General features: G+C 58.1%; 9 protein-coding genes. All 9 read right to left on the bottom strand.

Annotated elements, in window-relative coordinates; all coding sequences use genetic code 11:
- Positions 1-1,029, bottom strand: a complete 1,029-nt coding sequence (locus EXY20_RS17985) for an ABC transporter ATP-binding protein (RefSeq protein WP_135553487.1) — start codon at positions 1,027-1,029, stop codon at positions 1-3.
- Positions 1,030-1,083: 54 nt separating this feature from the next.
- On the bottom strand, positions 1,084-2,106 hold the full coding sequence (locus tag EXY20_RS17980; RefSeq protein WP_135553486.1) for a Gfo/Idh/MocA family protein: 1,023 nt from the start codon (positions 2,104-2,106) through the stop codon (positions 1,084-1,086).
- 239 nt (positions 2,107-2,345) lie between these two features.
- Positions 2,346-4,649, bottom strand: coding sequence for a heparinase II/III family protein (locus EXY20_RS17975; RefSeq protein ID WP_167859333.1), 2,304 nt, complete (start codon positions 4,647-4,649; stop codon positions 2,346-2,348).
- A 139-nt stretch (positions 4,650-4,788) separates the two neighbouring features.
- A complete protein-coding gene (locus EXY20_RS17970) occupies positions 4,789-6,387 on the bottom strand; it encodes a DUF3502 domain-containing protein (protein ID WP_135553484.1) in 1,599 nt (532 codons plus the stop codon).
- Between the two features lie 92 nt (positions 6,388-6,479).
- On the bottom strand, positions 6,480-7,343 hold the full coding sequence (locus tag EXY20_RS17965; protein WP_167859332.1) for a carbohydrate ABC transporter permease: 864 nt from the start codon (positions 7,341-7,343) through the stop codon (positions 6,480-6,482).
- Positions 7,344-7,374: 31 nt separating this feature from the next.
- Positions 7,375-8,379: an ABC transporter permease gene (locus EXY20_RS17960; RefSeq protein WP_235886083.1), complete on the bottom strand. Its 1,005-nt coding sequence runs from the start codon at positions 8,377-8,379 to the stop codon at positions 7,375-7,377.
- Between the two features lie 232 nt (positions 8,380-8,611).
- Positions 8,612-10,867, bottom strand: coding sequence for a helix-turn-helix domain-containing protein (locus tag EXY20_RS17955; RefSeq protein WP_135553482.1), 2,256 nt, complete (start codon positions 10,865-10,867; stop codon positions 8,612-8,614).
- A 105-nt stretch (positions 10,868-10,972) separates the two neighbouring features.
- Positions 10,973-13,861, bottom strand: coding sequence for a heparinase II/III domain-containing protein (locus EXY20_RS17950; RefSeq protein ID WP_135553481.1), 2,889 nt, complete (start codon positions 13,859-13,861; stop codon positions 10,973-10,975).
- A gap of 139 nt (positions 13,862-14,000) precedes the next feature.
- Positions 14,001-15,788: a hypothetical protein gene (locus EXY20_RS17945; RefSeq protein WP_135553480.1), complete on the bottom strand. Its 1,788-nt coding sequence runs from the start codon at positions 15,786-15,788 to the stop codon at positions 14,001-14,003.
- Between the last annotated feature and the right edge of the window lie 22 nt (positions 15,789-15,810).

The following is a 15,810-nucleotide window of genomic DNA, read 5'->3' as shown; positions in this document are numbered from 1 at the left end:
TCACACGATTGCGGCGGCTTCGCCGCGCAAGTCGATGTCGTCTTCGTAAATGCGGCGAATGAGCGCTTCGATGTTTTCGTCCTCCATCGTCAGGTCGCGCGGATTGCCCCACTGCAGCGCCAGACGCAGCAAATCGGCGGTATCCGTCGCGCGTTGATCGTACGCGAGGCGAACCTGGTGGTTGTCGGTGACGGCCGCCACTTCCGGGAGTGCGGCGAACAACGCGGCAATGCGCGCGGCCTCGTTCGCGTCCGGCATGGCGAAGCGGATTTGCCGCCGGGTGGCGAACCGCTCCTTGATCGTGGCGAGGCTGCCGTCGTACAGCATCCGGCCTTTGTCGATAATGATGAGCCGCGGACACAACCGTTCGATGTCGGTCAAATCGTGGGTAGTGAGCAGCACCGTAACGTTCCGCTCGCGATTGAGCCGCTCGATGAACACGCGGATGCGCTCCTTGGCGACTACGTCGAGCCCGATCGTCGGCTCGTCGAGGAACAGGATGTCCGGCTCGTGCAGCAGCGCGGCGATCATTTCGCAGCGCATCCGCTGGCCGAGCGACAGCGTGCGTACAGGCCGTCGCAGCAGCGACTCCACCTGCAGCACGCCGGCGAACTCCTCGATGCGAGCGCGGTAGACGGGAAGCGGAATGGAATACATATAACGCAGCAGCTCGAAGGAATCGGACACGGGCAAGTCGAACAGCAGCTGGCTGCGCTGGCCGAACACGCAGCCGATGCGATAGCTGATTTGTTTGCGGTGCTTGTGCGGCTCGAGCCCGGCCACGGTGACGATGCCGCCCGTCGGCTCGAGTATGCCGGTGAGCATTTTGATCGTCGTCGATTTGCCGGCTCCGTTCGGCCCGAGGTAGGCGACGCTTTCTCCCGCCTCGACGCGGAAGCTTACCCCGCTGACGGCGTTCACCTCGCGCACCGCAGGCCGCAGCAAGCTGCGCAGCAGGCCGAAGCGGCCGCTATGGCGCTCGTGAAGCCGAAACGATTTGTGCAGTTCTTGCGCTTCCAAAATAAGCATCGGTTTGCTCCCCTTTCCGGGCAACCTGCAGCTCCCAGCTTGCAGCCCGCGCTCTTACAGGCGGATTTCCCGTCCGCTGTCGGCCGAGCGGTACATCGCGTCGACAACGACGATCGACTTCTTCGCTTCTTCGCCGGTGACATGCGGGTCGCGATCTTCGAGCACGGCCATCGTCATGTCGTGCAGGAAGCGGTAATGATTGACCGCCGGCACTCCGGACGCCGGCGCCGGCTGCGCCTCCGCCCGCCAGGCGGCGGGATCGATATCGCCGGCGAGCGTGCGGCACAGCACGATGCCGTTGTCGTCGAAGACGACGGTGCCGTTCGTGCCGTGCAGCTCGCAGCGCGTCGCGTACTCGGGGTAAACGAGCGTCGACGCTTCGATCGAACCGAGCGCGCCGTTGCCGAACGTCACCGACGAAACGGACGTGTCCTCGACCGTAATGTCGCGGGCCAGCGTCGCGGCCCGGGTGAATACGCCGGTAACGCCGCCGTTCAGCCACTGGATCAGGTCGATGCCGTGCACGCCCATGTTCATCAGCGCGCCGCCGCCGTCCGTGCGGGTGCCGCGCCACGGCGCTTCCACGTAATACGCCGCGTTGCGGTAATATTTCAAATAAGCGGACGCCAGCACAATGTCGCCGAACAGCTTCTCGTCCAGCATGCGTTTGACCGCCAGCACGGCGTCGCTTTGCCGGCGCTGCAGAATGACGCCCAGCTTGACGCCCGCGCCGCGGCACGCCGCGATCATGCGGTCGGCGTCCGCCGGCGTCAGCGCCATCGGCTTCTCCGACAGCACGTGTTTGCCGGCCGCCGCCGCTTGTTCGGCGATCGCCGCATGCGTCGTCGTTGGCGTGCAGATGATGACGACGTCGACAGCGCTGTCCTGCAGCGCATCTTCGAGCGACGAGTAGCCGTGCGGGATGCCGAAACGGCTGCGAAACAACGCGAGCCGCTCCGTGTCGCGATCGACCGCCGCAACAAGCTCGGCCTCGGGCACCGCGGCGATGTGCGCGGCATGCCATGGCGCAATCGCGCCGGTGCCGACGATGCAATAGCCGATTTTACCGGCTCTCATATGGTTGTTCCCCTCTCCGTTTACTCCCCGTATGGAAAATAGCCCACAAAAAATGGCTTATTCCAGCCATTTTACACGCTTCAAGAAAAATAGCCAGTGATTTCACTGGCTATTTTGCCCAAGCAGTGCTGAATCGGCAGACTTCCGCCGAATAGCCAGCGAAAATGCTGGCTATTTCGCAGCAACCCGCCATTTTTGACGAAATAGCCAATGAAACGTGGCTTATTGCAAACAATCAATTAAACCAGCTCCAGCCGCACCTTCACCTGCAGCGTGCCGCTAGCGCCCGGCATGCAGATTGCGATGCGGGTCTGCTCGCTGCCGATCAGCGGCATGTTGCCGCACAGCATTTCCTTGCGCTGCTCGAGAATGGCGCGGTAGTCGTCGCCGAGCAGCGGCAGCTTGTCGATGCGCGCCGTGCACCCTTCCGGCACGGCAATCCGCGCCAGGCTGCGTTTGCCGCGCAGCACGATCTCCCCGTCAACGATTGCGGCAGGCACCAGCGTCGACCAATAAAACTCGACGCCCGTTCCGCGCTCCAGCTCGTATTCGTCCGTCATCGTCAGCTCGTTTGGCGCCGGCGAATCCCAGCGGCGCTGCCACTTGCGATAGTAGCCGTCCCAGCCCGGCGTGACGTCGACCGAAGCATGGAACGCCGTTACATCTCCCGTTCCTTGCGGTTTGATGTCGTGCGGGATCGGGTTCTGCGGCCGCGGCCGCTCCTCCATGCCGACCGGCACCAACATGTTGTGGCGCTGCGCATGCTTGAGAATTTCCGCCATCGGATGGCTGTAGTCGCAGCTGCCGGGCTCCATCGCATACGTATCGCCGGCGAACTCAAGCACGAAATGGCCTTTGTCCTCGTGCGTGTGGTTGGCGCCTGCCTGGTTGCCCATCAGCATCAGCTTTACCGGTTCGCCATGGTAGCGGCGGAACGACGACATCAGCCCCATCTCCGGCAGCGAAACGAACGCGCGCGGCTCCGGCCCCGTCTCCGGCAGCGAAGCCGACAGCAGGTACGCCGGCAGCGTATCGGGAATGCCGCCGGTCAGGCGCAGCGACTTGCGGAACAAGTCGACCCAGCGCGAATCCGGCATTAGCGCCGCCAAATAAGCGAGCGATTCCTGGTTGATATACATGGCGTCGCAGATCAGCATCATCAGCACGTCGTCGGCCGTCGACTCCAGCACCTCGGCGAACGCGGACGAACGTTTCAGGCATTCCGGCACGACCGAAGCAAAGTCGAGGTTGCGCAGACGGGCGTAATAGTAGAGCGATACCGCACACTGGCGCGCCGTCCAGGCAAAATACATCGGTCCTTCGAGAAAACCGCCGTCCGGCAAAATCGTCTTCTCCATGCTTTCGGTCAAATCGGCGACCGCCAGCTCCGTATACGGCTTCACCCGCGGCATCGTCTGCTCGAGCATGGCGTAGCCGAGCATCCGTCCCGGCGTAAACCAGGCCAATTGATTGCAGCTGAAAATATATTCGTGCTTCCAGACGCCGAAGTTCGTGTTGCCCTGCCCGTCCTCGGCGATGCGCCGCAGCACGAGCTGCCTGCCGTAGTCGGTGAACCATTCCCCGCACATGTCGAGCAGCGCCGCCGTTTCCAGCATGCAGAGCGACTGCACGAACGGCCGGTGCTCGAACGAGCTGCCGGGGAAATAACAAATGAACCCGCTGTCCCACCGCTCGCACATCGCCAGCGAAATCGCGTACCGGGCCGCCAGCCGATGCAGCGCCTTGTTCTTCGTCAGCAGCGCGGCGGCGGCGGCGTTAGGGCCGTGCATCAGCAGCAGCTTGCCATAGTCGCGGTCGCGGCAGTAACGTGTATCATTCCAAAAATTTACATATTCTCCAATCATATTTTCCGGCGACAGCTTCGCCGCATCATCCGCCAGCTGCAGGAACGGGCTCGTTCCGCGTTCCGTTACCCACGCCTCGTGTTTCGTCCGCAGCTCCGCCAGCTCGCTTGCGTTCACGACCAGCCCGTAGCTCGGCTCAAACGTCGGTTCGTAGCTTTCCGGCAGCAGGTAGTCCTCCCACGTTTCGTCGAACCGCCGCCACTGCGCTTCATAACGCTCCACAAGCTCCTTGTGCTGCAAGCCGATCCAGTTGAACCAGCCGATGCCCAAGCCGTCCGCGTCCGGCCACATTTCCAGCGTCACCGAACGAATGTCGGCCGCCCCTTCAAGCGGCACATAACATTCCCGCTTCAGCATGCCGAACGGCTCGGATTCGTAATGAATCACGCCGCGATCGGTCGCCACTTCCATCCGCAGCACCGATTTCTCCGGCCCCACCATCGAAATCATCAGCGTGTCGTACGCTGAACAATCGACTGCAAAATCGCGCGTCATCCGCAGCGCCGGCCCTTCCGCCGGTTTGCCCGTCCATTCGAACTGCGCGAGGCACCAGCGCTGGCTCACACGCAGCCCATGCCCCTCGCCGGGTTCGATCCGCCAATGCGGCAAGCCGCTCAGTCCCGGATCGGAGAACAGCTCGAATACCGATTCGGCCAAATTGAAGGGAGTGTTCTTCATCGTCGTCTCCTTAACATGTTGCATGGTGGACAGCGGAAAAAAACAAACGGCTGTCTTCGGACGACAAAGTCGCTTGAAGATCAGCCGTTTGCCGCTTACCTGCGCTTATGCGCCAATCGGCACCAACCCGAAGGCCGGTTTATTTTTTGATTGCGGCATAGAGGGCATTTGCTTCTTCGGTTGCCTTGTCCAAGCCGGCTTTCTTCATATCGGCAACGAAGGTGTCAAAGCCTTTGTCGGTGTCCACTTCGCCGATGATGAGTTTCAGTTCGTATTCTTTCATCAATTTGGTCAAAGCGTCTTTGTTTGCGTCCCACGACGGGATGACCGTCATAGCTACCGGGTTTGTCAATTGAACGATTGCCTTGTCGTTAAGCTTGTCTTTGAACGCTTGCTTTTCGGCGCTATACTCGTACTTCAGCATCGAAGGAGCCGAGCCGGTTGTGAAGAACTTCAATCCGTCCGTCGCTGCCGCTTTGATCGGATCGACGAAGTCGCCTTTTGGTACCGGAGCACCGTCGACAAGATCGTAGTGCTTGCCTTTTTCGCCGTACAGGACCATCATGAATGCTTCCGGATCGAGCGCTACGCCGTCAAGCACCTTCAGAATGGCAGCTACCTTGTTCTCGTCCTTCACCGTTTCAGCGCCAAGTCCGAACGGTACTTGCTTGTAGCCTTGCGTAATCCCCATCATTTTGCCTTGCGGACCGACTACCGGCTTGCCGGCAACCATGTTTACGCCTGCCTTGGCAGCGTCAGCGCCGAGTTGGCCGCTGCTGTGAGCGTGATACCAAAGCGTTTGATCGGCCATGCCTACCTTGTTGCCGGCAAATTTGGCGCGATAGTTATTCCAGTCGTCGGTAACGAATTCCGGATCGATCAGGCCGTCTTTATACCATTTGTTCAAAGTTTTGAAGGCGGCGCGAGCATTTTCGCTGGTCAGGCCAAGTTCAACCTTGCCGTCCTTCGTCACTTGCCATGTGCCCGGGTTAGCGCCATACGCCGCGAATACGGTATTGAAGATCTGGTTGCTGCCGAGCGTATCTTTACCGCGCGCCGTGATGCCGTACGTATCCTTCTTGCCGTTGCCGTCCGGATCGTTGTTGCGGAACTTCGTGAGAACGTCTTCAAGTTCTGCAAGCGTTTTCGGAGGTTCGTTATAACCAACCTTCTTCAGCCAATCCGAGTTGTACATCGGCAGGAACGGGGAGCCGCCTTCGCCGTAAAACTTCGGAATGCCGTAGTTTTTGCCGTCGACAACACCGGTTTTCCATGCCGTCGGGTCGGTTTCGTCAATCATCTTGGAGTAATTCGGCATGTATTTGCGAATCGTTTCTTCCTTAAGCTCGCCGATCAAACCTTGTTTTACATAATTAAGGAAATCAGTATAAGAAATGTCAAGATTGCCGAACAAGTCCGGTTTTTCGCCCGATGCGAGCTTGATGCTGATTTGCTGCTGCCAGTTGGAGCGGTCGATGCCGATCGGTTTGATTTTAACGTTGTATTTCTGCTCCAGGTACTTCTGCACCAATGTATCGTTTCCTGGCACGTAAGCGCCGATCCACGAAAATTCCACTGCTTTGGCCGGAGCGGCCGACGGTTTTACACTTGCTGCCGACGAAGCGGAAGGCGATGGCGAAGCTGCACCCTTGGAATCTTCTTTGCTTCCTCCGCAGCCGGACAATACAACCGTCAGCGCGATCGCGGAAGCGGAAGCTTTAAACAATTTCCCCTTCATGTAGAAAATCCTCCCCAGTAAATTGTTTTTATATCAAGCGGGCGCTTATGAAACGCCCGCTTAATAACAGAGTCGCCTTGCGGTAGTTCGAATCAACCCTTGACCGATCCCATCAGAATCCCTTTGGCGAAATGCTTCTGCAGGAACGGATAAACGGCAACGATCGGCAGTGTCGTGAACACAAGCACCGCAGCCTTCAGCGATTCCTTCGGCGGCGCGACCGTACTCATCATCGCCGTGGCGATCATCGACTCGTCCTGGCTGATGATAAGCCGCCGCAGATAAATCTGCAGCACGAGCAAGCTTTGCTTCTGCGCGTACATCAGCGCGTCGAACCACGCATTCCAGTGCATAACCGCGCAGAACAGCGTAATCGTTGCAATAATCGGCTTCGAAACCGGCAGCACAATTTGCGCGAAGATGCGCAAGTCGTTGGCCCCGTCCATCCGGGCCGATTCTTCGATTTCTTCCGACAGTTCCATAAAGAAGTTGCGCATGATGATCAACCAGAACGTATTGATCAAGCTTGGGATGATCAGCGCCCAATGCGTATTGAACAGGCCGATGTTTTGGATCAGCATATAGCTCGGCAGAAGTCCGCCGCTGAAAAACATGGTGACGATAATAAGCGACATATAAAACTTGCGATGAGGCAGCCCTTTTTTGGACAAGGCATACGCGGCTGCCGACATAACCGCCAGCATCAGAATCGTCCCCACAACCGTCCGGAAGACGGAATTGCCGAGCGCCGTCCAAATCTCTTTCGTCTTGAAGAGCTCGGTGTAAGAGCCGGTGCTGAAATCGTTCGGAATGAGACTGACGCCCAATTTTGGCGCGCCTGCGCTCACGGATAACGTAATTTGGTGCAGGAACGGATAGGTCATCGTGATGCACATCAGAATCAGAAACAAAACGAGAAAGACTTGAAATAGTTTCTCCGGAAATGTCATTCTCATGCGAGCACCACCTTGTTGCGGCATTGCTTCGTCATACGAGCCCCTCCTGTCCCGCACGCTTCACGATCCAGTTCGTGAACAGAACAAGCACCAGCGCGATGACGTTCTTGAACAAGCCGACCGCCGTCGCAAAGCTGAACTGCATCTGCTCAAGCCCGACCCGATAAACGTAAGTGTCCAGTATGTCGCCGACGCTGTAGGTAGCCGGCGTGTACATATTAAGCACCTGATCGAATCCGGCATCAAGCACGTGGCCGATGCGCAATATAAACATGATCGTTATGACCGGTATTAGTGACGGCAAGGTAATATAGATCAGTTGTTTGAACCGGCCGGCGCCGTCAACGATCGCCGCTTCGTACATTTGGGGATCGATACTCGCCAATGCAGCAAGGTAAATGATGGCTCCCCAACCAACTTCTTTCCATATCGCAGACATGACAAGCGTGAAGCGGAAATATTCCGCTTTGCCGACGAAATAAATCGGATCGACTCCGAACCAACCGATAATGTGATTGACAATCCCGGTGGACGGCGACAGGACGGAAAACATAAATCCGGCTGCCACGACCCAAGACAGGAAGTGCGGCAAATATGAAAGCGTTTGCGAGATGCGCTTAAAGATTTCGAGCCTAAGCTCATTAAACAACAGGGCAAGTATGATCGGCGCCGGGAAACCGAAGATGATTTGATAGAAACTGATGATTACCGTGTTGCGAATGATCTGATGGAAATCCTGCGCCCCGTTTATCATGCTTTCAAAATGTTTGAGTCCTACCCAGGGGCTGCCGTTGATGCCTTTGGAAATGATAAAGTCTTTAAACGCCAGCTGGATGCCGTACAACGGGCCGTACGCAAAAATCAGGTACCAGATCAACGCGGGAGCAAGCAGCAGAAACATATATTTGTACCGCTTGTACGTCTTCCAGGTTCGCCGCCAGTATGACGGTTCGTTGTGCATCGAGGGCATTGTCCCGTTGCCGCCCGGCATGACGCGATCGGCCGACGGAGATAATGATGGTGAGACAGGCTGCATCGGAACCTCTTCCTTTCCATTGTGTTCGAGTGAGTCGTGCTATGAACCTAACTTTAGGGGAAAACAACCCTCGGCGTCTATTTCAATTCTCTCGAAAGCGTTGCGCAAAATTCCTGATTCGCTTTATTATTTTTTCGATTCGAAAAAATTAAACTGGTTGTTATCGTCGGGCTCCCCTCCTTTTTGGCGAAAAAAAGAGCCGCCAGTGCGACGACTCGGGAATGCGCCTTATTCAGCTAACCGCTCCCTCCCTTTTTTTTTCCGAGGAGCGGTATTGCAGCGGAGTAATGCCGAACTTGGCTTTGAACTTCGTACAGAAATATTGGGAATTGCGATATCCCACGGAGGTGGCAATTTCGGCTACAGCCATCTTCGGTCTGGTCACAAGCAGCGATGCCGCTTGCTCCAACCGGATTCGGTTTAAATATTCGGTAAACGATTCGCCGGTAATGGTTCCAAACAAAGTGGAAACGTAATTGGGCGACAGATCGGCCCGCGAAGCCAGTTCGTCGAGCGACAAGTCTTCGGCCATATTCTCGGCGATAAACGATTTGAGTCGGCTGATTTTCTCCAAGTGCACATCGTTGCGGCTTTCGCTGATATGGCGCGCGATATCGACGGCTTGCTCTTTCATGATGCGCAGCGTTTCTTGCAGCGTGCTTTGATTGATTTTGTCGCGAATGCTGAATACCGGGAACAGATCGTGCAGCTTCTGCTCGATCACGACCTGCGACAGCACCGTACCGAGACGTACGCAGATCAGTTCGATCGTCTCGATGCTCAGCGGCTCCGCATGCAGCCGCGCCGCGAGCGTATCGATCCAATGCTCCGTATCGGCCACGCTTCCGGCCTGAATTTTATGCTGCAGCAGCTCGTAGTTGACGTCCGGCGACAGCATGGTGTCCCGATAGCGAGAAATATCGTCGAACCGGATAATGGCATTTTTGCCGCGCACGAACGAATATTTGAGCGCCTGCAGCGCTTCCTGATAAGAACGATGAATTTCTTCCACCGAGGGGACAACGGAGCCGATGCCCGCGCCGAAAGAAACGACATCGTTCGCGGCGGACAAGGATAGCAGCGCCTTTTCGATCGATTCGATCGCCTGCTCCGTGCCGTTATCGTAGATGAACACGAGCAACGCCATATCGGAGGCGCTCAAATTGACGATCTCGGCCACGAGTCCCGACTGTTCGAGAATCAGCCGCTGCAGCCGCTCGTTGTCTTCCGGACCGGTAGTGACATAAACAACCGCGTATTGGCATTCCAGCGGAATGGCCGGCAGTTCGCCGAAGCCCGCCGCCGACTGCTGGCCGGTCAGCAGCCCGATAATCTGCTTGACCCTCACCTGGTCCCGCATCCTCAGCATGCTCATGTCGATGTACCGAATCATGTGATTGATCGCGGCGTATTCGGTGCCTTTCGCTTCCGGAGCCGGTCCTGTATACAGATTGCGAATCGAATAAAGCAGCTTCTTCAGCGGCGTGTAGAAATGACTCGACAACAGGAACGACGCGATGATCCCGCCCAGCAGCGCAAGCAGACTCGCCGTCCATACCTGGCGCTTCATCTTGTCGGCGGACAGCAGGAACGATTCCATCGGGCGGACGATGACATACGTCCATTGCTTCGAGGATTCGTTCGCCGGCAGGATGGAAATGACGTTGCTTCCGTAACGGTGCGTGCTTTCCACCGATTCGGCTCCGGCCGCGTTCGCGCTGGCGACCAGCCCGCTCACCATGCCCATCTCTTCCGAGTCGGCCTGTTCGCCTCCAAGCAGCAATTCGCCTCTGTCGTTGAAAATATACAAGTTCGACTGCGGGAAATTCAGCGTGTTTTTGACGATGGTGTTCAAATAGGACAAGCTGATGTCGAGATATAAAAAACCGGACGCGCTGGCCGGATCCTTCTTGTATGGCAATGTGGACACATAGGTCATGACCTTGTGCGCCGGTGTACCCGGCGTGCCCGGCTTCTCGCGGATGAACCAGCGATGGGACGGAGCGGATTCAATCGACCGGATGAAGCCTGCATCCGGAGAATTGTCGGGCGTCTCGTAGTAGCGTTGCTGATCGATCGCGTAATGTCCGGTGCGAAAAAAAACGGTAACGCCAAAAACGTTGGAGTCGTCGATCCCCTTGGTCATATCCGTAATCAGGCCGATATCCCGCACAAAATTGACGATTTTGGAAATGTTGCCTTCCGCAGGCTGGTCAAGCAAATAATTGATCGTTTCCGAGCTTTGCGGGTTTACGGTCGAAAGCACCTTTGAAAAGAAAGCGTCTTCATACTGCCGCAGAAAATTATTTTCTACATTATCCTTTACGTTGATCAATCCGAAGCGGGCATCCTTCAAAACCTCGTCCGTTACCATGCGATTCGCGTTGGTAAGCAAAAATCCGCCTGTAATGCCGATCAGAACAAGAGCCAGAATCGTGTAAGAAAGTACCAATCGGAAGTAGTAGCTGCTGCGCCATTTCGTTATCACCGAAAGATCCCCCCTATCCCTTCGTTGATATGCATCACTCACGCGTCTCTCTATTATACCCGGAATTCCGCCGGCCACAAATCATAAATTGTGGCCGGCGGCATATTACCGGATAGCAACGCTCCATTCCGGCGCTTTCCCGGCATGGCGTTCGATGTGCACGACGGAGCCGAATTCGTCCCGCGTCCGCCACTCGATTCGATCCATCCCCCATGCTCCCGTCGCCGTAAACGCGTACGTTCCGTCAGCTGCCGCAACGCAAGCGATCGAAGGCTTGCCCGCCGCGCCTTCTTCGATACGGTAAGGAGCGAGGAGCGCGCCAAGCTGCCATTCCTTCGCCTGCTGCTGCGGCGACACGATCAGGTTGCTGCAGATATAGACCGGATCGTCGCCTTTGTGCCGCACGCCGGACGTTTCGGTCGTGGTGAAGGCCAGCGGGCAGGACGAGGCGAATGCCAGCTCCAGGCCTGCCTTGGCGGCGTGCGCGCTTGCGCGTGTACCGTCCGCGCGCAGCTTGCCGATGGAATGAAAGTTCCATTCCATCGACTCGGCTTCCGCCGCCGCGATGTCGTCCAGCACCAGCACGTAGTACGGTTTGACAAATACAATCCGCCGCTTGTAGCTCGTCAGTTCGCGGTAGCTGTTCGCCAGATCGGCACAAATGTATGCGTACCGCGGCTCGTCGTGAAGCTTCTCGACGATCGCCGCCCGCGCCGCATCTTTGTACGCCTGATTCCTGCCGCCGATCGTCAGCGCGTTGTGCATGCCCGTGCGCGTCAGCTCGCGGTGCGTGGGATCGGAGTAGCTGATCATGCCCGGGTCGAGCGCCAGCAGCTCGCCGTACGCTTCGAGCACGAACTGCCCCTTGTCGTGGTGCGTATGCTCGAACGATTGCGGTCCGCCCTCGAACAGCAGCAGGCTGTCGTCGCGAGCGGAGCCGGTGCGGATCATGATCCGGCCGCAGTCGGGAAACGTCTTGCATGCAGGAAGCTCGGGTTGGTTCGCTTCCGCTTGCAGGGACGGGGCCAGAAGCAGCGCCAGCAGGAAGCTGGTCATCATTTGGCCCATGGGATTGTTCATGCGGATATGGATCGGACGGTCGCGATAATATTCATGCCACAGCCAGCGTGCGCCGGAGTCGTCCAGGCAAGCGGCATAGAAGGCGATCGGGCCTTCGAGATATTGCCCCACATTTTTGACATCCCCGTCCGACAGCGGCAAAAAATAAAGCGTTTCGCTGGACAGCGAGCGGGTATGCAGCAAATAGTCCATCGCCCGTTTCATCGACGTCGGAACCAGATCGGCAACAGGCGTTCGACGGAGCCTGGAGAGCAGCAGGAAGGCGGTCGACATGCTGAGCATGCCGTAAAGCCAGTAGTTCGCTCCTTCGTTCGTACTGCCGTCCGGCTTGTGGTACAGCCCCGCCATGCGGAAGAACCATTCCGTATTGCGCTCCAGCATGCGCTCCGCTTCCGGATATTTATGCCGCGTCATTAACGCGGCGTACAAAAAGCCGAGGTAATACACCGGCCCCTGATTGCTTGTCAGCAGGAAGCCCTCGCCGTGCGAGCGCAGGATCAGATCCGACCAGCACAGCGCCTTCCCGTAGACGGCGTCGACGACAAGCTCGCGCTCTTCGGGCGTCAGCAGATCGTAGATCATGTCGTAGCACAGCGCCACCGGTTCGACGATATGCGCTTCCTGCATCGGATACCGGTATCCTTGCTGGCCGATCGGATATCGCGTAATCATGCCCATCGTCCAATGCTCGATGCGGACGACCGCCAGCAGCGAGCGGCGGGCGGATACGGCATACGCGGGATCGCCGCTGAGCAGATAAGCGAGACTGCCGTAGAGCATGGCCGTAAGGAAGTTGCCAAGCTCATGGCCGGGCGCGGAGACGCGGTTAAAGGCGAAGCCGCCGTCGGCGGGCGCATAGGTGCCGACGAACGGCTCGGGCGCGTAATCTTTCACCCGGTCCGCGACACGCAGCACCTCCTCGTACATGCGTCTCCCTTGTCCATCCGCAATGAAGCCTTTCAGTTCCTGAAGCTGCCGGCTGCCAAAGAGCAGGCCGAGAGGGAATGTCGGCTGCGGGAGCGGCTCCGGCAGCCGCGGCGGCGGGATCGGCGGCATGCCCGTCACTTCGTTGCGCAAGCCAGGGTCGGCGCCCTCCCGCTCCAGAAGCAGCCAGCGAACGTTGACGGCGATTTGCTGATTCGTGCTTTGACCGAGCCACAGCGGCGATTCGGCTAGCTTGATGGTCACGCTTTCAAGAAGTTGCCCCTTCAGAGGGATGCGGAATTCAACATGGTCGCCCGATCCCTGTTCGTTGTCGATGGCGACAACCGTCTCGCCGTCGATGCGCAGCTCAAGCCCAAAAACCGCTTTTCTGTCGATCGTGGTGACGATATTGAGCGCCTGAAAGCCATCCAGCGGCTGATCGAATCGTTTGGTATAAGCGATGCGATGCGGTCGCCCCGGCTTTTCGAGGTACCACATTTTCATATAAGCCCATTCCTGCTCGATTGCCCGTTCCTCATGCGGAATGGCGGCGCCTTCGATCAACTGCCAGTCGTTGTTGTCCCAGAATAGCGGCGACTGAAAATTGTCCAGCAAGCATTCGCGCGAGTTCACCGGAATAAGCGGCATCTTGGCGGACCACCTGGCGCCCAGCAGCTCAAGCTCGGTTCCCGGAAGCGATGCGCTTCCCGCCCGAAGCCGCATGCGCACCGCCGTTTCCGCCGGCTGCGGCCTTCCGACCGGCCGGAAGGCGCCGAGCCGCAAGTGCGTCGTATGTACGCCCTCCCATTCGATCAGGATCGGCAATGTATACCCGTTCGACTCGTCCGGGCACATCAGCATGACGTCGACGGCGAGCAGCGATTTGATGTTCGATTGGATGGTAAGACTGAGGATCCGGTCGTTTTCCCGCATGGCCGGGACCGGCCATGTCGTCTCCTGCTCAAGTTGCGTTTGCCAGCCGTTGTTCACTGCGGTTGCCCCTTTCGCACGGCACGCCAAAGAGCCGAAGCGTTTCGGATGTGCATCTTCATCGTATCGCTTCGGCCCTCGGATAGGCCATTATAAATATTACGGATGATTTATAAATTTCTCGAAACGCTCGCCGCGTTTAAGCCGTGACGGTCATCGTCGTCGTCCATGACAGCTCGTCGCCCGCAGCCAGCGGAGCGGAAGACACGACGAGCGACAGCTGCGCCGACACGCCGGAGACGGACAGCAGCGAACGTTCGTAGGACAAGTTGTTCTGCACCGAATAGACGGCGTCCGCCGTGCGCAGCGCGTTGTCGCAGGCGGCGCTGGCAATTTCGTAGCGCCGTCCCGCATACGACACCAGCCAGCCGTTCGCCAAGCGGCGTTCGAGCCGGGTGCCGTTCTTGCCGTCGGTCATCAGCAGCGGAATGATGTGCTCGCACGACACGAACGGACGTTTCACCGTCAGTTTGTACGACCACTCAATGCCGGAGCCGGTCAGCCGAATCGTTTTGCGGCATACGACGTTATCGTCCTCTACCGTCATCGCGATGCCGCGGTCGACCCACTCGACCTCCGGCGTCGCCGTCATGTCGGGATACGCGCAGCCGCCTTCGGCGTCCCGCAGCAAGTACCCTTCCCATACGCCGATGTCGTAGTTTTGAAAATACGGCGTTGCCGCAATCCGCTTCGGATTGATTTTCGATTCGGCAAGCGGCGGCTTGACGCCGCCCAGCCGGTAGTGAAAGCCGCTTAGCGCGGCGCCGTACTTGCCGTGATGCAAGCGGAGATTGGCGGCGAAAAAATCGTCTCCGGCGCGCACAAACGCATACCCGCTGCGCAAATCGGCGTATTGGTTGTGCGCCGGCAGCGCCGCGCGGTCGTTGGCTTGCGGCATATGCTGGCCCCTGCGGACGATGCGTTCCGCGACGGACAGGCCGGTCATCCCGAGAATGCCGTAGCAGTTGACCAGCGTATACCACTCGTACCCGACCCGCAGCTCGTGCGGCAGGAAGTTCGGCGTCATGCTGTAGGTGCCGTCTTCCTTCTTGTACTGCAGCCATTCCCGGAACGCCTTGGCGAACAGCTCGGCATCGGCCATCCCGGCGTAAGCGTTGTAGGCAAGGAACGAGCCCCAGGTGAACATCTGGTGGCGGCTGCGTTCCATCATGGCGAATGTGCCGTCGAAAGACGTGGCGTGGTTCATCCACGACTGGCCCTTTTCGATCAGCGTCTCCACCCTGGTGCGCAGCTCCGCGTAAGCGGGGTTCCATTCCTCGACCGCCGCCATGACGGCAGTCAGAATAAACAGAATGAAGATGGAGTACGCAATCGGCATGCCGTCATGCTCGCGGAAATTGACCTGGTCGTTAAAATCGAACGCATCGTTCAGGAAGCCGTCCTTCTCCCGCTCTTCCATCAGCTTGATCAGCTTTTCCATAAACGCGGCGTCGGCCTTCCGGTAGCCGAGGCTTTCCAGAAACAGCTCGTTGCCGAGCTGGAGCGCGGCGCAGTTCAGATTGATCGTGCCGCAGTCCTGCGGCTCGCCATGGAGGAAGTCGTCGGCGAATTCGGCCTTGTGCCGGTTGCGTTCCTCCTCCGGCAGCATCAGCAGCGCCATCATGGCGTAATGATAGATGAACATCCGCGCGAACGGCGCCACGTTCATGTCCTTGATCCGCACTTTGGCGGCGCGGCGAATCAGCTTCAGCGCGGCGTCGCGATGCTCCGGCCGCCCGGAGAAGGCGTAGCCGTTCGCGAAAATGACGCCCGCGGTACCGGCGGTGTAGTTCTCGCTGTAAATCGAATCGAAACGATCCTCGATAGCGCCGGTGTCTTCATCCATCCAGGAAGCGATGACTTGCATATAGTCGTGCAGCGTCTGCTGCATTTCGCCTTGAACTGCCTCGCGTTGCTGCGTAAACATGGAAACGCCCCCTTGTTGTCGT

The organism is Paenibacillus cymbidii, from assembly GCF_004764705.1.
GTDB lineage: Bacteria > Bacillota > Bacilli > Paenibacillales > NBRC-103111 > Paenibacillus_AN > Paenibacillus_AN cymbidii.
Note: the sequence above shows the minus strand (reverse complement) of the source record. Positions and strands in the feature narration are given on the sequence as shown.